22 protein-coding genes are annotated in these 24,568 nt (G+C 65.7%); 8 read left to right on the top strand and 14 right to left on the bottom strand.

Annotation, left to right across the window (positions count from 1 at the left end):
* The first annotated feature begins 369 nt into the window (after positions 1-369).
* Both M4578_RS05085 and M4578_RS05080 read left to right on the top strand, forming a co-directional pair.
* Positions 370-4,011 (top strand): vitamin B12-dependent ribonucleotide reductase, encoded by a 3,642-nt coding sequence (locus tag M4578_RS05085; RefSeq protein WP_258092358.1) that lies wholly within the window; start codon positions 370-372, stop codon positions 4,009-4,011.
* A 210-nt stretch (positions 4,012-4,221) separates the two neighbouring features.
* Positions 4,222-4,434, top strand: coding sequence for a DUF3892 domain-containing protein (locus M4578_RS05080; RefSeq protein WP_258092357.1), 213 nt, complete (start codon positions 4,222-4,224; stop codon positions 4,432-4,434).
* 161 nt (positions 4,435-4,595) lie between these two features.
* Here the strand turns inward: M4578_RS05080 and M4578_RS05075 are convergent, their stop codons facing one another.
* Positions 4,596-6,107: a class I adenylate-forming enzyme family protein gene (locus M4578_RS05075; RefSeq protein WP_258092356.1), complete on the bottom strand. Its 1,512-nt coding sequence runs from the start codon at positions 6,105-6,107 to the stop codon at positions 4,596-4,598.
* 64 nt (positions 6,108-6,171) lie between these two features.
* Between M4578_RS05075 and M4578_RS05070 the strand changes: the two genes are divergently transcribed.
* Entirely contained in the window at positions 6,172-6,792 is a 621-nt protein-coding gene (locus tag M4578_RS05070) for a helix-turn-helix domain-containing protein (protein WP_258092355.1), read from the top strand.
* Between the two features lie 6 nt (positions 6,793-6,798).
* Here the strand turns inward: M4578_RS05070 and M4578_RS05065 are convergent, their stop codons facing one another.
* The 7 genes from M4578_RS05065 to M4578_RS05035 form a co-directional block, all read right to left on the bottom strand.
* Entirely contained in the window at positions 6,799-7,029 is a 231-nt protein-coding gene (locus tag M4578_RS05065) for a hypothetical protein (RefSeq protein ID WP_258092354.1), read from the bottom strand.
* Between the two features lie 131 nt (positions 7,030-7,160).
* Complete coding sequence (locus M4578_RS05060) at positions 7,161-8,450, bottom strand: branched-chain amino acid ABC transporter permease (RefSeq protein WP_258092353.1); 1,290 nt, start codon at positions 8,448-8,450, stop codon at positions 7,161-7,163.
* A complete protein-coding gene (locus M4578_RS05055) occupies positions 8,447-9,457 on the bottom strand; it encodes a branched-chain amino acid ABC transporter permease (RefSeq protein ID WP_258092352.1) in 1,011 nt (336 codons plus the stop codon). The genes M4578_RS05060 and M4578_RS05055 overlap by 4 nt, the downstream gene beginning before the upstream one ends.
* Complete coding sequence (locus M4578_RS05050; protein ID WP_258092351.1) at positions 9,457-9,822, bottom strand: hypothetical protein; 366 nt, start codon at positions 9,820-9,822, stop codon at positions 9,457-9,459. Before M4578_RS05050 ends, M4578_RS05055 begins: the two co-directional genes overlap by 1 nt.
* Before the next feature lie 19 nt (positions 9,823-9,841).
* Positions 9,842-10,669, bottom strand: coding sequence for an ABC transporter ATP-binding protein (locus tag M4578_RS05045; protein ID WP_258092350.1), 828 nt, complete (start codon positions 10,667-10,669; stop codon positions 9,842-9,844).
* 85 nt (positions 10,670-10,754) lie between these two features.
* Positions 10,755-11,534 (bottom strand): ABC transporter ATP-binding protein, encoded by a 780-nt coding sequence (locus M4578_RS05040; protein WP_258092349.1) that lies wholly within the window; start codon positions 11,532-11,534, stop codon positions 10,755-10,757.
* A 101-nt stretch (positions 11,535-11,635) separates the two neighbouring features.
* A complete protein-coding gene (locus M4578_RS05035) occupies positions 11,636-12,823 on the bottom strand; it encodes an ABC transporter substrate-binding protein (protein ID WP_258092348.1) in 1,188 nt (395 codons plus the stop codon).
* A 154-nt stretch (positions 12,824-12,977) separates the two neighbouring features.
* Here M4578_RS05035 and M4578_RS05030 point away from each other — a divergent pair, with 154 nt between their 5' ends.
* Entirely contained in the window at positions 12,978-14,066 is a 1,089-nt protein-coding gene (locus tag M4578_RS05030) for a PQQ-dependent sugar dehydrogenase (protein WP_258092347.1), read from the top strand.
* A gap of 67 nt (positions 14,067-14,133) precedes the next feature.
* Positions 14,134-14,553, top strand: coding sequence for a hypothetical protein (locus M4578_RS05025; protein WP_258092346.1), 420 nt, complete (start codon positions 14,134-14,136; stop codon positions 14,551-14,553).
* 6 nt (positions 14,554-14,559) lie between these two features.
* Here M4578_RS05025 and M4578_RS05020 read toward each other — a convergent pair whose 3' ends face one another.
* Positions 14,560-15,561 carry a GlxA family transcriptional regulator gene (locus M4578_RS05020; protein WP_258092543.1) on the bottom strand — a complete coding sequence of 334 codons (1,002 nt, stop codon included), beginning with the start codon at positions 15,559-15,561 and terminating at the stop codon, positions 14,560-14,562.
* 201 nt (positions 15,562-15,762) lie between these two features.
* On the opposite strand from M4578_RS05020, the gene M4578_RS05015 reads away from it, so the two are divergent.
* Positions 15,763-17,139 carry a class II 3-deoxy-7-phosphoheptulonate synthase gene (locus M4578_RS05015; protein ID WP_258092345.1) on the top strand — a complete coding sequence of 459 codons (1,377 nt, stop codon included), beginning with the start codon at positions 15,763-15,765 and terminating at the stop codon, positions 17,137-17,139.
* 63 nt (positions 17,140-17,202) lie between these two features.
* Here the strand turns inward: M4578_RS05015 and M4578_RS05010 are convergent, their stop codons facing one another.
* From M4578_RS05010 to M4578_RS04995, 4 genes are all read right to left on the bottom strand, one after another.
* The gene (locus M4578_RS05010; protein ID WP_258092344.1) at positions 17,203-17,685 is read right to left on the bottom strand and encodes a GNAT family N-acetyltransferase; all 483 of its coding nucleotides are present in this window, start codon (positions 17,683-17,685) and stop codon (positions 17,203-17,205) included.
* A gap of 160 nt (positions 17,686-17,845) precedes the next feature.
* Complete coding sequence (ggpS, locus tag M4578_RS05005; protein ID WP_258092343.1) at positions 17,846-19,351, bottom strand: glucosylglycerol-phosphate synthase; 1,506 nt, start codon at positions 19,349-19,351, stop codon at positions 17,846-17,848.
* A gap of 3 nt (positions 19,352-19,354) precedes the next feature.
* The gene (locus M4578_RS05000; RefSeq protein ID WP_258092342.1) at positions 19,355-20,131 is read right to left on the bottom strand and encodes an HAD family hydrolase; all 777 of its coding nucleotides are present in this window, start codon (positions 20,129-20,131) and stop codon (positions 19,355-19,357) included.
* Positions 20,128-21,261 carry an NAD(P)H-dependent glycerol-3-phosphate dehydrogenase gene (locus M4578_RS04995; RefSeq protein WP_258092341.1) on the bottom strand — a complete coding sequence of 378 codons (1,134 nt, stop codon included), beginning with the start codon at positions 21,259-21,261 and terminating at the stop codon, positions 20,128-20,130. Before M4578_RS04995 ends, M4578_RS05000 begins: the two co-directional genes overlap by 4 nt.
* Before the next feature lie 420 nt (positions 21,262-21,681).
* On the opposite strand from M4578_RS04995, the gene M4578_RS04990 reads away from it, so the two are divergent.
* Positions 21,682-22,593 carry a UTP--glucose-1-phosphate uridylyltransferase gene (locus M4578_RS04990; protein ID WP_258092340.1) on the top strand — a complete coding sequence of 304 codons (912 nt, stop codon included), beginning with the start codon at positions 21,682-21,684 and terminating at the stop codon, positions 22,591-22,593.
* Positions 22,594-22,739: 146 nt separating this feature from the next.
* On the opposite strand, the gene M4578_RS04985 is transcribed toward M4578_RS04990, so the two are convergent.
* The gene (locus M4578_RS04985; RefSeq protein WP_258092339.1) at positions 22,740-23,432 is read right to left on the bottom strand and encodes a PAS domain-containing protein; all 693 of its coding nucleotides are present in this window, start codon (positions 23,430-23,432) and stop codon (positions 22,740-22,742) included.
* Between the two features lie 256 nt (positions 23,433-23,688).
* Here M4578_RS04985 and M4578_RS04980 point away from each other — a divergent pair, with 256 nt between their 5' ends.
* Complete coding sequence (locus tag M4578_RS04980; RefSeq protein ID WP_258092338.1) at positions 23,689-24,567, top strand: YicC/YloC family endoribonuclease; 879 nt, start codon at positions 23,689-23,691, stop codon at positions 24,565-24,567.
* Position 24,568: the final 1 nt, after the last annotated feature.

The following is a 24,568-nucleotide window of genomic DNA, read 5'->3' as shown; positions in this document are numbered from 1 at the left end:
TCAGGCGATTTCTCAACACCTGTGGATAACTTCCCCCTCAGCGGGCGATTTTCGCTTTAATCGCGATGACGGCAAGGCGCCCCCGGGATGTGGATGAATCGAGGACAAGCCATAGCCCTTGTGTGCCCCTCCAGCGTCAACACAAAATATGTGATGTTTTCGAGAAAAAAGCCGTTGACCCTCTACCGGATTTTGCGCCAGTTTGTGCAGGCCGGACGAAAAGCCACAAGATATAGTGGCTATCGGCGGGGACAGACCGAATTTGCATACAACATGTCATGCCGGCGGTGACGCACTCTCACCGCTGCCCGATCCGTCTGTTCCCGAGCGCCGGTTTGGAACTGGGGACATGCTGGAGCAGAGGCAGCGATGAAGATCGAAAGAAAATATACCAAGGCAGGGCAGGACGCTTACGCAGGTATCGAATTCGTCACCACGAGTTCGGAAATCCGCAACCCCGACGGCAGCACCGTGTTCAAACTCGACACACTGGAAGTGCCCGCGAAGTGGAGCCAGGTTGCCTCGGACGTCATCGCGCAGAAATACTTCCGCAAGGCCGGTGTTCCCACCGAGCTGAAGAAGGTCGCCGAAAAGGGCGTGCCCGAATTCCTCTGGCGCTCTGCACCTGCAAACTCCGACACGCCCCGCACCGGTGAAACCTCTGCCAAGCAGGTCTTTGACCGTCTGGCCGGTGCCTGGGCCTATTGGGGCTGGAAGGGCGGCTATTTCTCGACCGAAGCCGATGCCCAGGCCTATTACGACGAGATGCGCCACATGCTGGCGTCCCAGACCGCCGCGCCGAACTCTCCCCAATGGTTCAACACCGGCCTGCACTGGGCCTATGGCATCGACGGTCCGGGCCAGGGCCACTATTACGTCGATTACAAGACCGGCAAGCTGACCAAATCCAAATCCGCCTACGAGCATCCGCAGCCGCATGCCTGCTTCATCCAGTCCGTCGCCGACGATCTGGTGAGCGATGGCGGCATCATGGACCTCTGGGTCCGCGAGGCGCGTCTGTTCAAATACGGCTCGGGCACCGGCACCAACTTCTCCTCGCTGCGTGCCGAGGGCGAACGTCTGTCCGGCGGCGGCAAATCCTCCGGTCTCATGGGTTTCCTCAAGATCGGTGACCGCGCTGCCGGCGCCATCAAGTCGGGCGGCACCACCCGCCGCGCCGCCAAGATGGTGATCGTCGATGCCGACCACCCGGACATCGAGGAATTCATCAACTGGAAGGTCAAGGAAGAGCAGAAGGTGGCGAGCATCGTCGCCGGCTCCAAGATGCACGAAAAGATGCTGAACGGCATCTTCGAGGCGATCCGGAGCTGGGACGGGCTGGAAAGCGACGCCTATGAGGCCAATGCCAACGCGGCGCTGAAAAAGGCGATCCGCGAGGCGAAAAAGGTCGCCATCCCCGAGACCTATATCAAGCGCGTGCTGGATTACGCGCGTCAGGGTTATGCCTCGATCGAGTTCCCGACCTATGACACCGACTGGGACAGCGAGGCCTATGCCTCGGTCTCGGGTCAGAACTCGAACAACTCGATCCGCGTCACCGACGCCTTCCTGGAAGCGGTGAAAGAGGGCAAGCCCTGGGAACTCATCCGCCGCACCGACGGCTCGGTCGCCAAGACCGTGGACGCCAAGGAGCTGTGGGAGCAGATCGGCCATGCCGCCTGGGCCTGCGCGGATCCGGGCATCCAGTTCCACGACACCGTGAACGCCTGGCACACCTGCCCGGCGGATGGCGAGATCCGGGGCTCCAACCCCTGCTCGGAATACATGTTCCTCGACGACACGGCCTGCAACCTGGCCTCGATGAACCTGCTGACCTTCCTGCATGACGGCAAGTTCGACGCGGAAAGCTATATCCACGCCACCCGTCTGTGGACGCTGACGCTGGAAATCTCGGTGCTGATGGCGCAGTTCCCCTCCAAGGAAATCGCCCAGCTCTCCTATGATTTCCGCACCCTGGGCCTCGGCTACGCCAATATCGGCGGGCTGCTGATGAACATGGGCTTCAGCTATGACAGCGACGAGGGCCGGGCGCTTTGCGGCGCGCTGACCGCGATCCTGACCGGCGTCTCCTACGCCACCTCGGCCGAAATCGCCGGCGAGCTGGGCACGTTCCCCGGCTACGAGCGCAACGCCGAGCACATGCTGCGCGTCATCCGCAACCACCGCACCGCCGCCTATGGCAAGACCGACGGTTACGAGGGTCTCGCCGTCAAGCCGGTGGCGCTCGATCACGCCAACTGCCCCGACCAGGCGCTGGTCGCGCTGGCGAAATCGAGCTGGGACGAGGCGCTGCGCCTTGGCGAACAGCACGGCTACCGCAACGCGCAGGTCTCGGTCATCGCGCCCACCGGCACCATCGGTCTGGTGATGGATTGCGACACCACCGGCATCGAACCCGATTTCGCGCTGGTGAAGTTCAAGAAGCTCGCCGGTGGCGGCTACTTCAAGATCATCAACCGCTCGGTGCCTTCGGCGCTGGTCAAGCTGGGCTACAGCTCCAGCCAGATCGAGGAAATCATCAGCTACGCGGTGGGCCACGGCACGCTGGGCAACGCGCCGGGCATCAACCACACCGCGCTGATCGGCCATGGCTTCGGCCCGGCACAGATCGAGAAGGTGGAAAGCGCGCTCGCCACCGCCTTCGACATCCGCTTCGTCTTCAACCAGTGGACGCTGGGCGAAGCCTTCTGCCGCGACACGCTGGGCATCCCGGCGGAAAAGCTGGTGGACCCGAGCTTTGACCTGCTCAAGCATCTGGGCTTTGCCAAGCGCGACGTCGAGGCGGCCAACGACCATGTCTGCGGCACCATGACCCTCGAAGGCGCGCCGCATCTGAAGCCCGAGCACCTGTCGGTCTTCGACTGCGCCAACCCCTGCGGCAAGAAGGGCAAGCGCTACCTCTCGGTCGACAGCCACATCTACATGATGGCCGCCGCTCAGAGCTTTATCTCGGGCGCGATCTCCAAGACCATCAACATGCCCAACGCGGCGACGGTCGAGGATTGCCAGAAGGCCTATGAGCTGAGCTGGTCGCTGGGGGTGAAGGCCAACGCGCTCTACCGCGACGGCTCGAAACTGTCGCAGCCGCTGGCCGCCGCGCTGGTCGAGGACGACGACGAGGCGATGGAGGTGCTGGAAAGCGGCTCGCTCCAGGAAAAGGCCCAGGTCATCGCCGAGAAGATCGTCGAGAAGGTGGTCGTCAAGGAAGTGGTCCGCGCCGGTCGCACCAAGATGCCCGAGCGCCGCAAGGGCTATACCCAGAAGGCGATCGTCGGCGGGCACAAGGTCTATCTGCGCACGGGCGAATACCAGGACGGCAGCCTGGGCGAGATCTTCATCGACATGCACAAGGAAGGCGCCGGCTTCCGCGCGATGATGAACAACTTCGCAATCGCTGTGAGCGTCGGCCTGCAATACGGTGTTCCGCTTGAGGAATTCGTCGATGCCTTCACCTTCACCAAGTTCGAACCGGCGGGCATGGTGCAGGGCAACGACAGCATCAAGAACGCCACCTCGATCCTCGACTACATCTTCCGCGAGCTGGCGGTGAGCTATCTCGACCGCACCGATCTGGCGCATGTGGCCCCGCAGGGCGCCACCTTCGACGATCTCGGTCGCGGCGAGGAAGAGGGCGTGTCGAACGTCAAGGAACTGTCGGAAACCGCCGCGTCGCGCTCGCTGGAGGTGCTCAAGCAGATCTCCTCCACCGGCTATCTCCGCAAGCGTCTGCCGCAGGAGCTGGTGGTGCTGCAGGGCGGCCAGACCGGCGGCGCGCTGAGCGGGCTGATGCCGGAAACGGTCGAGGCCACGCAGACCACGGTTGCGACGCTGACCGCCACCAGCTCTTCGCTGGCCATGGATGCGCGCGCCAAGGCGCGGATGCAGGGCTACGAGGGCGAGGCCTGCGGCGAATGCGGCAACTACACGCTGGTACGCAACGGCACCTGCATGAAGTGCAACACCTGCGGCTCGACGAGCGGGTGTAGCTGAGAGAATTGAGGGTTGGGGGACAGTGTTGGCGCACCATCCCCCAGCCTATCCCGCATGTAAGCAGCACAGTGCGGGACAAGCGAAACTCGGCCCTCTCGGGTCGATGGGAGACCAAGACCATGGACGAGAAAGCGGATCAATAACGTGCTGTGTTACACACAGGCTTGCCACCAACTTATGCTCGCAGCCTGTGGATAAGGAGACTTAGCTATGGCTAAGAAACGCATCACGGTAACCCGTGAATCTGAGAGCGGCCTGAACACGCACTTCAATGTTCCTGGCCAGGGGGAAATTACCAGAGGACGTCTGGCCGATCAAATCGAGCGCGGGCAGCATCCGGACTATCACGTCCAGAAGCTGCCCGACGGGCGTCGGATCCCGCGCTCCAATCCGAACGGAAGTGAGAACGACAATCTGGGCTAACCCCCATTGAACACGGGATGGGTGCGCTCATCCCGCGCAGACAAGGCCGCAGGCAGAGACAAAACGGGCGGTAACATAATTGAGCCTTGTCGGCGAACCTGAGGGCCTCCCACGCGGAGGCCCTTTTTTCGTGGAGAACGCTCTTTCGGGGTTTCCCGAAATCACGAAAGAACGTGATCCTTCAGCGCCTTGCGGATGAGCTTGCCATTCGGATTGCGCGGCAGCGCATCGACGCGGACAAAGGCGCGGGGCTGCTTGTAGCGGGCCAGACGCTCGGCGGCGCGGCTTTTGAGCAGGTCTTCGTCCAGCTCTGCATCGGCGACGTAGAAGGCGGCGATGACGGAAACACCTTCCTTCACCACCAGGTCGGTCACGCCGATCTCCGTCACGCCGGGCAGATCGGCCAGCGCCGCCTCGACCTCCAGCGGCGAGACGCGGTAACCGCCGGCATTCATCATGTCGTCGTCGCGGCCCAGATAGGCGATCTGGGCGTCCTCATTCATGATCCCCTGATCGCCGGTCAGGAACCAGTCGCCGGCAAAACGTGCCGCCGTCTCTTCGGCGGCGCCGACATAGCCCAGCATCAGCCCCGGATCGGAGCGATGCACGGCGATCATGCCCGGCGTGCCGCGCGGCACCGACTTGTGATCCTCCCCCAGCAGCGCGATGCGCCGTCCGGTCTGAGGCCGCCCGAGCGCACCCGGCGCCGCCGGATGCGCAGGCGAGGCCGAGATGAACGTGGAGCATTCCGACATGCCATAGGCCTCGTAAATCGCGGTGCCGGTGGCCTCGGCCCAGGCCTCGCGGATCGGGGCGGAGAGCTTTTCGCCCGCTGCCAGCCCGTGGCGCAGCTTGGGCATCGGCGGTAACGGATATTTCAGGATCTGCCGGTAAACCCCGGGGGCGGCGGCGAACACCGTCGCGTCGTTGCGCTTGAGCAGCAGCGCGAGCTGCGCCGGATCAGTGCCCGCCGCCGGGATCAGCGCCGTGGCGCCCATGGTCCAGGGGTCCATCAGCCCGGTGCCCAGCGTATAGGTCCAGTTGAAGGCGCCGGCATGCAGCAGCCGGTCAGAGGAGGTGAGCCCGTACCAACCCATCATCATCATCTGCCGCGCCCAGATCGCGCGATGCGCATGGCCCACGGCGCGCGGCACGCCCGATGTGCCGGAGGTGTAGATGATATAGGCCAGCCGCTCCGGATCGCCCATGGCGTAGTCCGCGGGCGGCAGCTTGTGCCAGCCCTCATAGGTGGTGCGGTCGAAGACCGGCAGCGCGGTCTCGGGGCAGGCGATGCCGTCGCCCAGCAGGATCGCCGCCGGGCGCAGATGGGCGAGCATCGGGGCCACCTCGCGCGCGGTGAGCTGCGAGGAGGTCGGCACCGGCACGATCCCGGCGGCGATGGCGCCAAGATAGGCGATGGGGAAATCCACCGTGTTGCCGAGCCGCATGAGCAGGATGTCACCGGGTTTCAGCCCCGCCTGCAAAAGCCCCGTCGCGGTGCCGCGCACCGCCGCTGTGAGCCGCGCATATGACCAGCGCTCGGCGCCTGTGGGCTTGACGATGGCGAGCGCGATCTTGTCGGGCGTGGCCTCTCCGGCCGCCAGCACATGGGCGGCGAGGTTGAAGGGCGCGGGGCAGGGCGCAAAGGCGCCTTCATCGAATTCCGAAAGCATGCTCCGGGCTTAGGCCCGTCGCGGCGTGGTTGCAAGGGGCTGGCGGCGGTCCTATAGCAAGGGCATGACGCGCGACCCGAAGACCCTGATCCGCCTTGCCCGGGAAACCGGCGAAGAAGCCTCGGCCGAGCCGCTGGATCTGGGCGCGCGCGTGCGCGAGCTGCGCAAGGAGCGCGACTGGACGCTGGAACAGGCGGCGAAACAGGCGGGGCTGGCGCGCTCCACCCTGTCGAAGATCGAAAACGGCCAGATGTCGCCCACCTATGATGCGCTGAAAAAGCTCGCCGTCGGCCTTGGGATCGGCGTGCCGCAGCTTTTCACCCCGCCGAAGAAGGAACAGGTGTCGGGCCGCATGGTGCATACCCGCGATGGCGCGGGGCAGACCCAGGTCACGGTGACCTACGAACACGAGCTTCTGGCCGAAAGCCTGACCAAGAAGAAGATGCTGCCCTATCGCGCCCGTGTGCGGGCCCGCAGCATGGAGGAATTCGACGGCTGGGTACGCCATGACGGCGAGGAATTCCTCTATGTGCTGACCGGGATCATCCGGCTTTACACCGAATTCTACGAACCCATCGAAATGCGCCGGGGCGACAGCGCCTATTACGATGCCACGATGGGCCATAACGTGGTTTCGGTCAGCCCGGAGGATGCCACGATCCTCTGGGTGACCTCGCTCGGCTGAGCGCCGTTATCCCGCCATGCGACGGATCTGAAACGACAGGCTGTCGGCGAAGAGAATCTGCTCCACCTCGTCATGCGCTTCGTAGAGGGTCAGATCGTGGCGCTCTGCCACATGCTCGGCGAGCGCCTCGATCTGGGCCGGCGGGTGATGCAGCGCCGCCGGATCAATCTCCGGAAAGCGCGCCTTGAGACGCGCCGCCACCGCCTCCCAGTTCCGGGTGACCTGTTTCCATTCCATCGCGCGATCCCTCCCAAATGTCCCGCAAAGCCGGTCCGGGCCCGGACCGGGCGGGGCAGGTGATGACCCGCCCGCCGCCGGTAGACCCGCAACCGGCGCCACCATGCACCGAAGGGTTTAACAGAGGGTTATCAGCGCTCGGGCAAAAGCCCGCGCGGGGCAAAGCGCAGCACCAGCAGCAGGATCACCCCCATGGTCAGCAGGCGCATATGCTGCACGCTGTCCAGCAGGTGCCCCTTGAGCCAGGAGCCCTCCGCCATGCCCGACGTCACCGCCGCCATCAGCCATTGCCCCATGGGCTCCACCTGCACCCAGAGGAACCAGATCAGGAAGCCGCCCAGCACCGCGCCCAGATTGTTGCCCGAGCCGCCGACGATCACCATCACCCAGATCAGGAAGGTGTAGCGCAGCGGCTGATAGCTCGACGGTGTGAGCTGGCCGTCCAGCGTGGTCATCATCGCGCCGGCCATGCCGCAGAGCACCGAGCCGAGGATGAAGATCTGCAAATGCCGCGCGGTCACGTCCTTGCCCATGGCCTCGGCGGCCTCCTCATTGTCGCGGATCGCCCGCATCATCCGGCCCCAGGGCGAGTTCAGCGCAAGCTGCGCCAGCACCAGCACGATCACCAGCACGGCGGTGAACAGCAGCGAATAGCCCAGCTTGACGTAAAGCGTCGAGGCGGTGGTCGGGTCGAGCCCCAGCCCGGCGGCGCGCTCCACAAAGCCTGGATCGTTTTGCAGGTCGATCTCATAGGGTAGGGGCCGCGGCAGGCCGATGACGTTCTTGACGCCGCGCGCCAGCCAATCCTCGTTCTTCATCACCGCGATGATGATCTCGGCAATGCCCAGCGTGGCGATGGCGAGATAATCCGAACGCAGCCCCAGCGCGGTCTTGCCAATGAGCCAGGCGACGCCCGCCGCCAAGAGCCCGCCCACCGGCCAGGCCAGCAGCACCGGCAGGCCGAGCCCGCCGAGATAACCGGTTGCCGCGGGGTTCACCGCCTCCACCGCGTCCACCGCCGGGTCCAATACCGCGCGGTAGAGGAAGAAGCCGCCGATGCTCAGCGCCGCCACCGCCCAGCCGCGCCGCCCGCGCGGCAGCCGTTTCCAGGCAAGAGCGGAGGCCGCGATGGTGGCCACCCCCAGCAGCAGCGCGCCGAGGATGCGTGGCCCGCCCGCCGCCCAGGCCTCGGGCACCGGCGCCTCGGCGGTCAGCACCACCGCCAGCCCGCCCAGGGCCACAAAGCCCATGACGCCGACGTTGAAGAGCCCGGCAAGCCCCCATTGCAGGTTCACCCCCAGCGCCATGATCGCGCTCACCAGCCCCATGTTCAGGATGATCAGCGCCGAGTTCCAGCTTTGCAGGAACCCCGTTCCCAGGATCAGCGCCGCGACCAGCGCGAAAAGCCCCGCGGTTCTCATATGGATTGCCCCCTGAAAAGCCCCGTGGGACGGAACAGCAGCACGATGATCAGGATCACGAAACTGACGGCGAATTTGTAATCGGTGGACAGAAGCTGCACGAGCCCCGAGGGCTCCAGGCTCTCGGGCATCAGATAGACCAGCACCTTCTTCCAGGCATAGGTGATGCCCACCTCGGAAAAGGCGATGACGAACCCGCCGGCGATGGCGCCGAGCGGGCTGCCGATGCCGCCCACCACGGCGCTGGCAAAGACCGGCAGCAGAAGCTGGAAATAGGTGAAGGGCTTGAAGCTCTTGTCGAGCCCGTAAAGCGTGCCCGCCACGGTGGCCAGCGCCGCGACGATGAGCCAGGTCACCATGACCACCCGCTCGGGGTTGATGCCCGAGAGCAGCGCCAGATCCTCATTGTCGGAATAGGCGCGCATGCTCTTGCCGGTGCGCGTGTGGTTCAGGAACCAGAAGAGCAGCGCCACCACCAGCACGGCGGTGATCACGGTGATCCCCTGGGTGGTCTTCAGCGCCAGCCCTTCCTTGAGCCCGGTCATCTCCTTGAACTCCCGCGCGGTGATCAGAAACCGTTCGCCATCGGCGAAATTCTGGTCGTCCGGCCCGATGATGAAGCGGGTGATGCCATTGTAGATGAACATCACCCCCATGGAAACGATCACCAGGATGACCGGCTTGGCCTTCTGCTCGCGGTAGAAGCGATAGACCAGCCGGTCGGTGCCCAGCACCAGCAGCGCCGCCCCGGCGATGCCCACCGGGATCGCCAGCAGCGCGGTGGGCAGCGGCCCGAGGCTCACGCCCAAAGCCTGCAAGCCCCAGGTGGCGAGGATCGTCACCATGGTGCCGATGGCCATGGTGTCGCCATGGGCGAAGTTGGAAAACCGCAGGATGCCATAAATCAGCGTCACCCCCAGCGCGCCAAGCGCGAGCTGGCTGCCATAGGCGATGGCGGGGATCAGCACGAAATTGGACAGCGCCACAAGCGCGTTGAGGATCTCCATCAGAGCGCTCCCTCACAGGTTCCCAGATAGCGCTTGCCCCGGTTGCCGCGATAGACAAAGGCGCCGTCCGCACCGATCTCCATCTCATAGCCGCCGCCGAAAGCGTCGAGCACCAGCCGCATCCCGTCCTCCCGCCGCTCCAGTGCCGCCGGATAGGGGCCCTGAAGGTCGATCCAGAGCCGTGCCGCCGCCGCGCCGTTGCGCGCGATGTCGATGCTCAGCTCCGAGGGGGCGCACATGGCCTCGGCATCGCCCCGGCATTGCTCTTCGGCTACGCAACGCATCTCCTGCGCCGCCGCCGGCCCTGCCAGACCGCAGCTCAAAAGCACCGCCCCAAGCCCCTTCTTCTCTTTCAAAATACGCAAACCCCGCCCCTCCACGCGCTCAGCCGCCCAGGAAACTGCGCCGGACCTCGTCATCGGCCAGGAGCCCCTTGCCGGTCCCGGTATGCGCATTGCGCCCCTGCACCAGCACATAGCCCTTGTCGGCGATCGCCAGCGCCTGCCGCGCGTTCTGTTCCACCATCAGCACCGGCAGCCCGGTGCGCGCCACCTCGATGATCCGGTCGAACAATTCATCCATCACGATGGGCGACACGCCCGCCGTCGGCTCGTCGAGCATCAGCACCTTGGGCCGGGTCATCAGCGCCCGGCCCACGGCGACCTGCTGGCGCTGCCCGCCCGACAGCTCGCCCGCCGCCTGGCGGCGCTTTTCCTTGAGGATCGGAAACAGGTCATAGACCTGCGCCATCGTGTCCCGGAAATCGTCGCGCCGTATAAAGGCGCCCATCTCGAGGTTCTCCTCCACACTCATGGAGGCAAAGATATTGTGGGTCTGCGGGACAAAGCCCATGCCCTTGCGCACCCGCGCCTGCGGGCTCAGCCCGGTGATGTCCTCGCCGTCGAGCCGCACCGCGCCCTCGCGCAGATTGAGCATGCCGAAGACCGCCTTCATCGCGGTCGACTTGCCCGCGCCGTTCGGCCCCACGATCACCGCGATCTCGCCGCGCTCCACCGCGATGGTGCAGCCGTGCAGAATATCCGCGCCGCGCCCGTAGCCGCCGGTCATCGCCTCGCCGATCAGGAACGGCCCGCCCGGCGCGACAAAGGCGTGCCCGCCTTCGTGCACCGGCGAGTCCTCTCCCATGCCCCCGGCGTTGGCGATGCTGAGATCCCGGTTCCCCCGGTCGCCATAGCCGTCGCCGCCGCTCATCTCCGCCCCCGCATCTTCTTCTCTTTCACAAATACGCAAACGGCGCGGCGGATCCGCCCGCGCGGCGCTTTGGCAAGGGCGGGGCTCATCCGACCGCCTCCTTGTTCTTGAGGCCAGTGCCGAGATAGGCCTCGATCACCGCGTCATTGGCCTTGATCTGATCCAGCGTGCCCTCGGCCAGCTTCTTGCCCTCGGCCATGACGATGACCGGGTCGCAGATGCGGCCGATGAAATCCATGTCGTGTTCGATCACGCAGAAGGTATAGCCGCGCTCGGCGTTCAGCCGCAGGATCGTGTCGGCAATGGTGTTCAGCAGCGTGCGGTTCACCCCCGCGCCGACCTCGTCGAGAAACACGATCTTGGCGTCCACCATCATCGTGCGGCCCAGTTCCAGCAGCTTCTTCTGCCCGCCGGAGAGGTTCCCGGCCTTCTCGTCCTTGAGATGGGAAATCGTCAGGAAATCAAGAACCTCGTCGACTTTCTTCAGAAGTACGGCCTCTTCCTGCGCGATCCGGCCGCGTCCGAACCAGGCGTTCCACAGCGTCTCGCCCGCCTGACCGCCCGGCACCATCATCAGGTTCTCGCGGCAGGTCATCGAGGAAAACTCATGCGCGATCTGAAAGGTCCGCAGCAACCCCTTGTGAAACAAGGCATGTGGCGGCAGTCCGGTGATGTCCTCTCCGTCCATGATCACGCGTCCGCTGGTCGGCGGCAGGGCACCCGCGATCACGTTGAACAGCGTCGTCTTGCCCGCGCCGTTCGGCCCCACAAGCCCGGTGATCGAGCCGGTGGCGATCTCAAGCGATGCGCCGTCAACGGCACGGAAGCCGCCGAAATGGCGGTGAAGGTTCTCGACCCGGATCACGTTGTGTCTATCCCCAGAGGCGCCTTTGCGGCGCGCTTCATGTCGTTGCAGCCAGCCCGGACGCGGGGTCCGGGCTGGCCGTTTTCAGGCGCGACAGGCGCTTACTCGACCGAGACGGTCTCGAACTTGCCGTCCTTGATCTCGTAGTAGCGGTAGGTGCCGGCGGCCTCGCCGGGGCCGACCAGCTCGACATTGGTGGCGCCGACGTAATCGACATCGCCCCCGGCGGCGAGGATCTCCAGCGCCTTGCCCAGCTCGCCCGGCAGGATCGGCTCGCCCGGCGCGTTGGCCACATCGAGGAGATTTGCCGCAACCGCCGCCGAGGAGGACTCGCCGCCCTTCATCATCGCCAGCGCGATCAGCGCCGCCGCGTCATAGCTTTCGCGAGTATAGGCGCCTTCGCTATTGATTCCGGCTTCTTCCGCCAGTTTCATGAAGGTCTCGGCCCCGTCGCCCTGTGCCCAGGGCACCGAGCCGAAGCTGCCGTCGAGCGCGGTGCCCAGATCCGCCAGCAGCGCGTCGGCATACATGCCGTCACCCAGGGCGAAGACGTCGAAGGCGCCGGTGTCGAGCGCCGCCTGGATCATGCCCTTGCCGCCCTGGTCGGAATAGCCCAGCACCACCAGCGCGTCGCCGCCGGCCGAGGCCAGCGCGCCGATTTCGGCGGAATAGTCGCCCTTGCCGTCCTCATGCGGCGCGGTGAGGGTGATCGTGCCGCCCGCCGCCTCGAAGGCCGCGGCAAAGCTGTCGGCAAAGCCCTTGCCGTAATCGTTGTTGGTGTAGGTCACGGCGACAGACGAGATACCGCGCTCGCCCAGGATGCCGGCCAGAACCTCGCCCTGACGCGCGTCGGACGGCGAGGTGCGGAAGAACAGGCCGTTATCCTCGGCGGTCGAAAGCGCCGGAGAGGTGGCCGAGGGCGACACCATCGGCACGCCATTCGGCACCGCGACATTGGACAGGATCGCGCCGGTCACGCCCGAGCAGTCGGCGCCCATAATGGCGGTGATGCCGTCGGTGGTGATCAGACGCTCGGCGGCGGCGGTGGCGGCGGCGGCATCGACGCAGGTGCTGTCGGCGCGGATCGGGGTCAGGGTGACGCCCTCAAGGAACTTGCCGCTGTCATTGACCTCTTTCATCGCCAGCTCGGCGCTGTCGGCCATGGCCGGGGTCAGGGATTCGATGGGGCCGGTGAAGCCGAGGATGACGCCGATCTTGGCGTCTTCGGCCTGGGCCGCACCGGCGGCAAGCAGCGTGGTGGCGGCGGATGCCAGAAGCCACTTTTTCATAACAGGTTCTCCCTTACTGGATCGCATTGTCCTGCGGCGAGCCTATGCTTGGGTCCGGCAAAAGAAAAGAGCCCATGACCGGGGCTGCCGCACGGTCGCGCGGGCTTGTCCCCCGCGACATGGGCCCCATATCGGCAGGCAGGAGGATGTGCCGATGATCAAACGCCTTTTCGCCGTGCTGCTTGCCACGCTCCCCGCCGCAACCGCTCTGGCACAGGACATCCCGAGCCGTCTCGGCAGCCTTGCCGTGACCCCGGTGGTGCAAGGGCTCGATACGCCCTGGAGCTTCGGTTTCCTGCCTGACGGCACGATCCTGATCACCGAACGCGGCGGGCGTCTTCTGGCGGTCACGACCGAAGGGGTGCAGCGGGTCGCGGGGGTGCCGGAGGTTGCGGCGCGCGGGCAGGGTGGGTTGCTGGATCTGCTGGTGCCGCGCGATTTCGCGCAGAGCCGTGAATTGTTCCTGACCTATTCCAAACCGCAGCGCGGCGGCGCGGGCACGGCGGTGCTGAAGGCGCGGCTTTCGGCGGATGGCACGCGGCTTGAGGATGCCGAGACCATCTTCGAGATGACGCCCGGCTCCAGCGGCGGGCGGCATTTCGGTTCGCGGCTGGTCGAGGCGCGCGATGGCTCTCTCTTTGTCACCATCGGCGAACGCGGCGACCGGCCCTCCGCGCAGGATCTGTCGCGCCATAACGGATCGGTGGTGCGTATCGCGCGCGACGGCTCGGTGCCCGCCGACAACCCGTTTGTGGGCCAGGCCGGGGCCGCGCCCGAGATCTGGTCTTACGGCCACCGCAACCCGCAGGGCGCGGCGCTGGACGGGCGGGGCCGGCTTTGGGTGGTGGAACATGGCGCGCAGGGCGGCGACGAGGTGAACCGGATCGAGAAGGGCGCCAATTACGGCTGGCCGGTGATTTCCTATGGCCAGCATTACTCGGGCGCCAAGATCGGCGAAGGCAACGCGAAACCCGGCATGGAGCAGCCGGTGTTCTACTGGGATCCGTCGATTGCGCCTTCGGGCATGGTGTTTCTCGACGGTGGCGCCTGGGAGGGCGACGCACTGGTGGGTTCGCTCAAGTTCAACTACATCGCGCGGCTTTCGGGCAACCCGCTGCGCGAGGTGGAACAGCTCGAATCCGAAGCGACGCTGCGGGTGCGCGATGTCGATCAGGGGCCGGACGGCGCGCTCTGGTTTCTGAGCGAAATCAACGGGACGCTCTACCGCGCGGCGCTGCCCTGAAGGGTGGCGGTCCGGCCGGTCGCATGCCATGTTGCGCATATTGATACGCGGCCAGAGGACCGATTTTATGAGATTTATTTCAGTGGCGCTTTTTGCGCTGAGCCTTTTTGCGGCGGCCACGCCCGCCCGCGCGCAGGATGGTGTGTTCGTCTCCTATGAAGCGATGCGCGCCACGCTCGACGGGCTGATGAAAGCCCGCCGGATGGGCGACTTGATGGCGGTCTTCGGCGGCAACGGCGAGATGACAAAAGAGCAGATCGCCAGTTTCGAGGTGCAGGTCCGCCAGGCCTATCCCGAGGACTTCAAAGACGTCGCTTTGGTGCGCCGCCAGGAGCTTGAAAACGGCTGGTCGCAGGAGCTGATCGCCTATTGGACCGGGCTGAAATACGGCTATGCCTATGTGCTGATGCAGGATCGCGGCGACAGCTTCGTCGCGGTGCATTTCCGCTTCAACACCAATTTCGCCAAACTCAACGCGCTGTTCTGAGGCGCCTCAGACCGGCGCTTTCCCGGCCTGAGACCCACGCTCGCGATAGGGCGTGGTCTGGTAATGCGCCCGGTAGCATTTGGAGAAATGCGAGGGGCTGGCAAAGCCGCAGGCCAGCGCCACGTTGATCACGCTCATGTCGGTCTGCATCAGCAGGTTGCGCGCCTTCTGCAGCCGCAGCTCCATGTAATAGCGCTTGGGCGAGCGGTTGAGATAGCGGCGGAACAGCCGTTCCAACTGGCGGGTGGACATGCCCACCTCCTTGGCCAGCAGCGCGGGAGAGATCGGCTCTTCGATATTGCCCTCCATCATCTTGATGACCTGCGCCAGCTTAGGGTGGCGCACGCCGATGCGGGTGGGAGTCGACAGCCGCTGCGTGTCCTGGTCGGTACGGATCGAGGAATAGATGAGCTGGTCGGCCACCGCATTGGCCAGCTCCTCGCCGTGATCGTCGGCGATGAGCTTCAGCATCAGGTCGATGGAGGCGGTGCCGCCGGCGGTCGACAGCCGGTTGCCGTCGATCACGAAGACCGACTTGGTCAGCGTGACCTCGGTGAACTCTTCCTCGAAACTGTCCTGGTTCTCCCAGTGGATCGTGGCGCGCTTGCCGTCGAGCAGCCCGGCCTCCGCCAGCGTCCAGCTCGCGGTGCAGAGCCCGCCCATCATCAGCCCGCGCCGGGCCTCGCGCCGCAGCCAGTTCAGCAGCCGTTTGGTGGTGGCGCCCGCCACGTCGATGCCGCCGCAGACCAGCACCACATCGTCGCGCGTCAGCTCGGGCAGATCGCCGTCGAGCTTGAACTCGGTGCCCGCCGAACAGCGGATCATACCGCCGCCATCGCCGGTGAGCAGCCAGGAATAGAGCGGCTCGTCCGCCATGCGGTTGGCGATGCGCAGCGCCTCGAGGGCGGCGGCAAAGCTCAGAAGGGTGAATTCGGGCAGCAGGACAAAGACGAAACGGCGGGGTTTGGCCTGCTGGCCCCCATCGACGGCATGGCGCGGCACCGGCATTCCCACCTCGTCCAGATTACAGGTTTCTTCAATCATTCCAGAACGCTTGGCACGGGGCATCCCGGGACGATCCTTTCACTTGGGCAGAGAAGGCGGAATGCGTCAAGAGAGGTCGTTTATTTCCTATGGCCATGGGCGGTCGGGTTCTGTATACGCGCAAGACGTTTTCGCTAACGTAGATTGATTGCGTGGGAGAGAGCCATGAGCGAGTGGAGCAAATCGAGCTGGAGAAACCTGCCCCGGATCCAGATGCCTGACTACGAGGATCAGGCCGAACTGGAGGCCGTCGAGGCACAGCTTTCGAAATATCCGCCGCTGGTGTTTGCAGGCGAGGTGCGGCGCCTCCGCAACGAGCTGGGCAAGGCATCGCGCGGCGAAGCCTTTCTGTTGCAGGGCGGCGATTGCGCCGAAGCCTTCGACCAGTTTTCCGCCAATGCGATCCGCGACACGTTCAAGGTCATGTTGCAGATGGCCATGGTGCTGACCTATGGCGCCAAGGTGCCGGTGGTGAAGGTGGGCCGCATGGCGGGCCAGTTCGCCAAGCCGCGCTCGGCGCCGACCGAGACCGTGGGCGGCGTGGAGCTGCCGAGCTTCCGGGGCGACATCATCAACGAGCTGGCCTTCACCCCCGAAGCGCGCAAGCCCGATCCGCAGAAGATGCTTCAGGCCTATACCCAGGCGGCGGCGACGCTGAACCTGATCCGCGCGTTTTCGACCGGCGGCTATGCCGATGTGCACCAGGTGCACCAGTGGACGCTGGGCTTTACCGAAAGCGAAAAGACCGCGCGCTACCGCGACATGGCCAACCGCATCTCGGACACGCTGGACTTCATGAAGGCGGCGGGGATCGACAGCAACCGCTCGGCGGCGCTGCATCAGGTGCATTTCTACACCTCGCATGAAAGCCTGCTGCTGGAATACGAAGAGGCGCTGACCCGCGTCGACTCGACCTCGGGCAAATGGCTGGCGGGCTCGGGCCACATGATCTGGATCGGCGACCGCACGCGGCAGCCGGACGGCGCGCATGTGGAATATGCCAGCGGCGTGATGAATCCGATCGGTCTGAAATGCGGCCCCTCGATGACCACCGAGGATCTCAAGGTGCTGATGGCCAAGCTGAACCCGCTGAACGATCCGGGCCGGCTGACGCTGATCGCGCGGTTCGGCGCGGGCAAGGTGGCCGAGCACCTGCCGCGCCTCATCGAGACGGTGCGCAGCGAGGGGGCGAATGTGCTCTGGGTCTGCGATCCGATGCATGGCAACACGATCAAATCGGCCTCGGGCTACAAGACCCGGCCCTTCAATTCGGTGCTGAGCGAAGTGCGCGAGTTCTTTGCGGTGCACAAGGAGATGGGCACGATCCCCGGCGGCGTGCATTTCGAGATGACCGGCCAGGACGTGACCGAATGCACCGGCGGCGTCTATGCGGTGTCCGAGGACAGCCTGAGCGACCGCTACCACACCGCCTGCGATCCGCGTCTGAACGCCTCGCAGTCTTTGGAACTGGCCTTCCTCGTGGCCGAGGAGCTGACAGCGCTGCGCGAGGCGCAGCCGCAGGTGGCGATGGGCCAGGCCTGACGCGTCTTTCTGGACGGACCCAATCGGCGGCCGCCCCCTTGGGGCGGCCGTTTTCCGTTTTGTTCAGGCGGTGTCGAGGCGGAATTTCAGAAACCGCTCGCCGGCGTAGTCCACGGCGCCAAGCGGCGTTGCGCCCAGCCGGTCGAGCCCGCCCAGATGCTTGCGCGAGGGCGGCAGCAGGAAGGTGACAAAGGGAATGCGCGGATCGACACGCGCGATCCCGAGCGCCTGCCGCGTGATCCGGGCGCCGAGGCCGAAGGCGCCGGCGGTCAGCACCAGGCCGAAATCCCATTCGTCGCCCTCTTTCTGGAAGCCGCCCCAGCCGGCATAGCCGCCATCGCAGAGAATGGCCCAATGGCCCAGCCCGTCCCGCACCCAGCAGGCTTCCTTGGCGGCGACGAAGGCGGCACAGCTTTCGAGCGTCCAGCGCCCGGTGCCGAGCGGCAGATGCACGGAGACGCGCGGGTCGGACATATGGGCGAGGATCGTTTCCAGCGGAATCTCGGGCAGCCGGACGAAGTCGATCTTGGGGCGGGCAGGGGACATGGGGTCGGGCCTTGGGGATCAGGGCGTAATGCCCGTCCCATACCCCGGCGGCACCGATCCGGCAGCACGCAAAGCCGTGAGCTGACGCAGCCGTGAGGCGCCGCAACAAAAAAGAGCGAGCCGCCTCTGCGACCCGCTCTTCAGCGAGATGACGACAGGGTCAGGCCGCCTCGGCCGGATCCCCGTTGCCGAAATCCTGCGGCGAGAGCAGGGTAAGCTGATCCTCGGCCCAGTGCCGCGTGTCGCGCTTGGCCACGGCGGCGGTGAGCAGCGCCATGCGGGCGCGGCGTTCCTCTTCGGGCATGTCGAGCGCGAGGTCGATGGCGAAATCCATCGCGCGGGTCGAGAACGGGTTGGTCAGCACGGCGGCGCCCAACTCGACCGCGGCGCCGGCGAATTCCGACAGCACCAGCACGCCGTCGCCATCCTTGCGCGCGGCGACATATTCCTTGCACACAAGGTTCATCCCGTCCGCCAGCGGCGTGATCCAGGCCACATCGGCCACCTGATACCAGGCCACCAGCTCCTCGAAGGGGATGGCGCGGGAAATCAGCGCGACCGGCTGGAAGGTGAAGCTGCCGAAGCGCCCGTTGATGCGGCCCGCGATCTCCTCCAGCTCTTTCTGGATCGGCTCGTAGACCGTCATATTGCGGTTTGCGGGCACCGAGACATGCAACAGCCGCACCACGCCGCGCAGCTCGGGGCGGCGCTCCAGCAGCCGCTCGAAGGCCAGAAGCTGATCGGCGCCGCCCTTGGTGTAATCGGTGCGGCCCACCGAGAGCAGCACGCGGCTGTCGCCGATCTCCTCGCGGAAGCGCGCGGCCAGCGCGTCGGTTTCGTCCGACGCGGCGAGCCCCTTGATATACTCCACGTCCACACCCACCGGGGTCACGCCAAGCTGGACAACGTGATCCTCCATATGAATCTCGGTCGGGACGGTGCGGTCCGACAGCGCCGAGCCTTCGGACATCATATCGTCCTCGACCTTGATGCGGGGCACGTTGCCGACATCTACCAGCGAGCGCACGCAGGAGACGAAATTCGACGCATAGCGCGGGATGTGGAAGCCCACCACATCGGCGGCCAGCAGCGACTCGATGATCTCGCCGCGCCAGGGCAGCACGTTGAACATGTCGGCCGAGGGGAAGGGCGTGTGGTGATAGAAGGAGATGCGCAGATCGGGGCGCATCTGACGCAGGTAGCCGGGCACAAGCCAAAGGTTGTAGTCGTGCACCCAGACGCTGGCACCCTGCGCCGCCTCGGCGGCGGCGGCCTCGGCAAAGGCCCAGTTCACCTCCTTGAAGGTCGGCCAGTCGACCGGGTCGTAGTTATATTTTTCCTTGAACCCGTGCAGGATCGGCCAGAACGCCTCTTTCGAGGTGATGTGGTAAAAGCTGCGCACCTGTTCCGCCGTCAGCGGCAGGCGCGAGACGGTGTATTTACCGAAGGGATCCTCGATCTCGATCACCCGCTCGAAGCCGGGATCGGAGGGGTCTTCGGCCTCTTTCCAGGCCACCCAGGCGGCGTTGTCGACCTTGCCGAAAAAGCTCTTCAGCGTGGGGACGATGCCGTTGGGGCTCTTGTTGGCGACATATTCGATTTTGCCGTCCACCTCGACCTCTTCATAGGGCTGACGGTGGTAGACGATGACCAGATCGCTGGACATGGCTCACACTCCTTTCGGGAGGGGATGCAGATTGAAGGCCTCGACCGCCTCGAGAATGCCCGCCGCGCCGATGGCTTCGGCGGTGTGGACATGAGGCAGGCCCGAGACCTGTTCGAGAAGCGCGGGTTCGGCGCCGCCCACGGCGACCGCCTGAAGCCCGCATTGCAGCATCGAGAGATCGTTGAGCGTGTCGCCCGCCGCCAGCACGCGGCCTTCCTCGATGCCGAGATGGGTGACCAGCCGCCGCAGCGACGGACCTTTGGAGATCCCGCGCGGCAGCACGTCGAAATAGCGGTTGTCCGAGACCAGCGGGTCGTGGCCCATCTCGCGCACGATGGCGTGGGCGCTGTCGTCAAAGGCCGCGTGATCGAGATCGTAGCTGACCCGGTAACGAAACTCGGTCGGTTGCAGCGTCAGGCCGGGATGGCCGTGCAGCGCCGCGCGCACCGTGTCGCCCGCATCGCCCCAGGTTTCGGCAATCTCCACCTCCAGCGGTTCGATGGGGTGGATCTTGCCGGCCTCGACGCGGGCGATGGTGGTGCCCACATCGCCCACCACATATTCCGGCCAGGGCACGCCGCCGTCGCAAAGCGCGCCGATGAATTTCGGGTCGCGCCCGGTGACAAAGATCAGACCGATGGTGTCGCGGTTGGCCTCGATCCAGTCGTAGAGCCGGGCGCGGTCCTCTTCGGACCCACCGAGAAAGGTGCCGTCGAGATCGGTGGCCAGAACGAAACGGCAACCGGCGATGTCGCGGTTGCGGGGATGGTCGAAACTCATGCGGGGTCTCCCTCGTAAGGGTGCAGCGTGATGTCGAGCGCGCGGGGCTCGCCCTCGATGGGGCGCATCCACAGCGCCTGGAAGGTTTCGGTCAGCGGCGCGCCCTCGTGCAGCACCGCGTGGACCGCCTCGCAGATCGGCATTTCCACACCGACGCGGCGGGCCAGATCGACCACCGAAATGGCGTTCACCTCACCCTCGACCACGGTGGGCTTGCCACCGAAACAGGCGTCGCGCGGGATGCCTTTGCCAAGCTGGGTGCCCAGCGACATGTTGCGCGAGGTGGTGGAGGAGCAGGTCAGCGTCAGATCGCCCGCGCCGGCAAGGCCGGTCACGGTTTCGCGTTTGCCGCCAAGCGCCTCGGCCAGCGCCTTCATCTCATCCATGCCACGGGTGATCAGCGCCGCCCGGGTGTTTTCGGCAAACCCCGCGCCGGTCATCATCCCGCAGGCGATGGCGATCACGTTCTTGACCGCGCCGCCCACCTCGACGCCCACCAGATCGTCGGAGACATAGGGGCGGAAGGCCTGGGTCTGCATCGTCAGCGCCAGCCGCGCGGCGGGCGCGCGTTCGGGGGCCAGCCGGTCGTGATGGCGGAAGGGGAAGGCGACGGTGGCGGCGGTCGGGTGACCGAGCGCGGTTTCGCGCGCGAAGGTCGGGCCCGAAAGCGCGCCCACCGGGTGGCCCGGCAGCTCTTCCTCGACCACATGGCTGAGCAGGAATCCGGTGCCGCGCTCGATGCCCTTGCAGCAAAGCGCGATGGGCACGCCCTCGGCCAGATGCGGCTTCATCGCCCGGGCCATATCGCGCAGCGTGTGCGAGGGGGTCACCAGCAGCACCGCTTCGGCACCGTCGAGCGCCGCGGAAAGATCCGATGTCGGGTGCAGACCCGCGGGAAGATCAATGCCGGGAAGATGGTCGGGGTTCTGCGACGTGTCGCGCAGGGTGCGCGCCAGACTGTCGCGGCGGCCCCACAGCCGAACATCGCAGCCGGCGGAGGCGGCGACGGCCGCAAGGGCGGTCCCCCAGCTTCCCATGCCGATCACGGCGATGCGGGTGTAGGGGTCAGCGCGGCGGGGCAAGGGGCCGCCGACGCGCGCGGGCGGGATGTCGAATGTCAGTCCGTCCATAATGATGTGCCAATACCTCCCGTTCCAGGGACCGTTGGCCGATGAGGCTCACTCCGTGTTGTGTTATGCTGATAACTCCAACACTAGGGCTTGGGTTCCCGAGAACCAAGGTTTGACGGGAAATTTTCTGCACCAGCGAGGGACGCACAGGGATTGGCGCATTTTTATGCGATATTTTGCACAACATGCCGTTTTATTGACCATCGGATGGACAATTTCCTCGCGAAACAACGATTTTCCGGTGCCTCCGGATTGCGCCATTCCAACCCTTTGAAAACCCCTGACTTTATGAAACGCCCGGTTTCAGGCGCTTTGCGGCCCGGCGCCGGGGGCGGATTTTGATCTTTCGGGAAAACGGCATACCTTCTTACGCAAATGCCGCGTTGCAGCGGCCCCATCAGGCGACAAGGAGACCCGACAATGACCACCCCCAGCCCGAGGACGAGCCAGCCCGTGCGCACCGCGATCTTCCCTGTGGCGGGGCTGGGAACGCGGTTCCTGCCGGCCACCAAGGCGACCCCGAAAGAGCTGCTGCCGGTGCTCGACCGTCCGCTGCTGCAATTCGCCATCGACGAGGCGCGCGCCGCCGGGATCGAGCGCATGGTCTTTGTCTCGCACCCGTCCAAAAGCGCCATCGAACGCTATGTTCACGCCGACGAGGATCTGTCGCGCAAGCTGCGCGAGAAGGGCAAGCACAGCATCGCCGACCGGCTCGAAGATGCTGCCATCGACCCCGAGGCGGAAGAGGCGCATTTCGTCATGCAGCCCGAGCCGCTGGGGCTGGGCCATGCGGTGCTTTGCGCGGTCGATCATGTGCTGCCGGGGCCGGTGGCGGTGATCCTGCCGGATGATCTGATCATGGGCGGGCCCGGCTGCCTGAGCGAGATGATCGACGCCTATGCCGGGGCTGGCGCGGGCCATATGGTGGCGACCATGGAGGTCGCGCGCGATGAGGTGTCGGCCTATGGCGTGCTCGATCCCGTGGGCGAAACCGGAGGCCGGCTGCTCCACGCCTCGGGCATGGTCGAGAAACCCGACGCCGACAAGGCGCCGTCCTTGCAGGCGGTTGTGGGGCGTTATGTGCTGGATGGCTCGATCTTCGACGATCTGCGCAACCAGACCCCCGGGCTGGGCGGCGAGATCCAGTTGACCGACGCCATCGCCAAGGGGGTGGCGCGGGTCGGACTCTGCGGATTCCGCTTCAGCGGGCAGCGGTTCGACTGCGGCTCGAAAGCCGGAATGCTGCGCGCGACGCTGGCCTATGCCGGCAGCCGCGAGGAGTTCCACCCGGTGCTGCAAGACCATAGCGCTCTTGCCATGGCGGCTGAATAAATCACCGCAACCATTTGCCATATATAAAAAATCCCCCGCCGGATTCTCCGTGCGGGGGTGCTCGATTTGGGGTGCGGCGCGCAAGGACATCAAGATCGCCGCATATCCCCTTGTTTTCCCGATAGCCTTTCGAAGCCCACCCGCTCTCAGTCGTTCGAGACCACAAGCCGCAGATGCGGATGCTTGCGCCGGCTGTCCTGCGGCTGCGCCGGTTTCGGCGCGAAGGCGGCTGGCGGTTCGGCCAGTTCCGGCTGGCGTGGCGGCAGGGGCGCCGGGGCGCGCGGCGCGGCGTGCAGCGCCGGCTGGATGTCACTGCCGGTGATCGCAAAGCGGCGGGGCGTCCGACCGATGCGGCCGGTGGTGCAGAGCGCGCCGATCATCCGGGTCATGTCGCCCATGTCCGAGCGCAGCGGCAATAGCAGCAGATGGCCTTCGAGCGCGCCCTTGCCGAAACCGTCCTCGCCGCGCAGGTCCATGCGGACCACGGCCCCCTCGGCAAAGACCCGGCTGACCGCGACCCCCAGAGGCGCGCGCGCCTCGGGGGCGAAAAGCGCCGAAAGCGGCATGCCGCCGGTCTCCATCCCCATCAGATCGTTGAGATGGGTGCCCGAGACCCGCAGCTTGGCCAGCGTCGGCGCGATCCGCTCGGCCAGAAAGGCGTATTCCAGCGCGCTTTCGATGCCGCGCGGGTCGATCTGGCTGCGCAGCGGCACCTCGCCCGATTGCCCCACCAGCCCGCGCCAGTAGCTTTCCAGCAGCCTCAGCGGGGCCAGGCGTTTCTGCTTTTCACGATCGGTCATCGACACCACATCCCGTCCGTTTCCGCCCGTTCCGAACATCTTGCGCACTCCTTCTTTGCTGTTGCGCAGCGCGGTCGGAGCCCCCGTTCCAACTTGCCAGCTATTCTCATCGTCTTGAGTCTCAACTTACTTCAAATGCGGCAGAATTTCGCCTCAATTGTGACCGAAAGGTTAACGCGCCACGGCCCCCCGCGATGCTTGCCATGCCGCCGTGCAGCCTGTAGGCCCTTGAAAACCGGGCGCTTCGGAGGAAAACGCCGGGTCTGAATGCAAGGAGGCGGAAATGCGGCAATCCATGACCGGATTTGCATCGTGCAGCGGCGAGACCGACGGGCTCCGCTGGGCCTGGGAGCTGCGCGGCGTGAATGGCAAGGGGCTGGAGCTGCGGCTGCGCCTGCCGGACTGGATCGAGGGGCTGGAACCTCTGGTCCGCAAGGCGGCGCAGGCACGGCTGGCGCGGGGCAATGTGCAGATCTCGCTACGCATCGCCGGCGGCGGCGAGGAAGAGGCCGCCGAACTGGACGAGACGGCGCTGGCGCGGGTGCTCGATGCCATGGCCCGCATCGAGGGCGCCGCCGGGGGCAGGGGGCTGGTGCTCGCGCCGTCGAGTGCGGCGCAGATCGTCGGCTTGCGTGGGGTGATGGCCACGGGCCAGACCGAACGCGACGTCGCCGCGCTGCGCGGCAGGCTGTTCGGCGCCTTCGAAACCGCGCTGAGCGATTTCATCGAGATGCGGCGCCGCGAGGGCGCGGCGCTGGCGCAGGTGCTGGCCGGGCAACTCGACGAGATCGAGACGCTGGTCGGGCAGGCCGCCGAGGCGGTCGCTTCCCGGCGCGGGGAGCAGGCCGAGAAGCTGCGGGCGGCACTGGCGCGGGTGATGGAGAACAGCGACGGCGCGGACGAGGGCCGCATCGCGCAGGAACTGGCTCTGATCGCGGTGAAATCCGACGTGACCGAAGAGCTGGACCGGCTCGGCGCGCATGTGGCGGCGGCGCGCGCGCTGCTGGACGACAAGGGCGCGGTCGGGCGCAAGCTCGACTTTCTGATGCAGGAATTCAATCGCGAGGCGAATACGCTTTGCTCGAAATCGGGCTCTTCGGCGTTGACGCAGGTCGGTCTGGCGCTCAAGACGGTGATCGACCAGATGCGCGAACAGGTACAGAATGTGGAGTAAG

This window comes from Salipiger pentaromativorans, from assembly GCF_024721115.1.
GTDB classification, from domain to species: domain Bacteria; phylum Pseudomonadota; class Alphaproteobacteria; order Rhodobacterales; family Rhodobacteraceae; genus Salipiger; species Salipiger pentaromativorans.
This window is presented reverse-complemented; position numbering and strand designations above follow the sequence as displayed.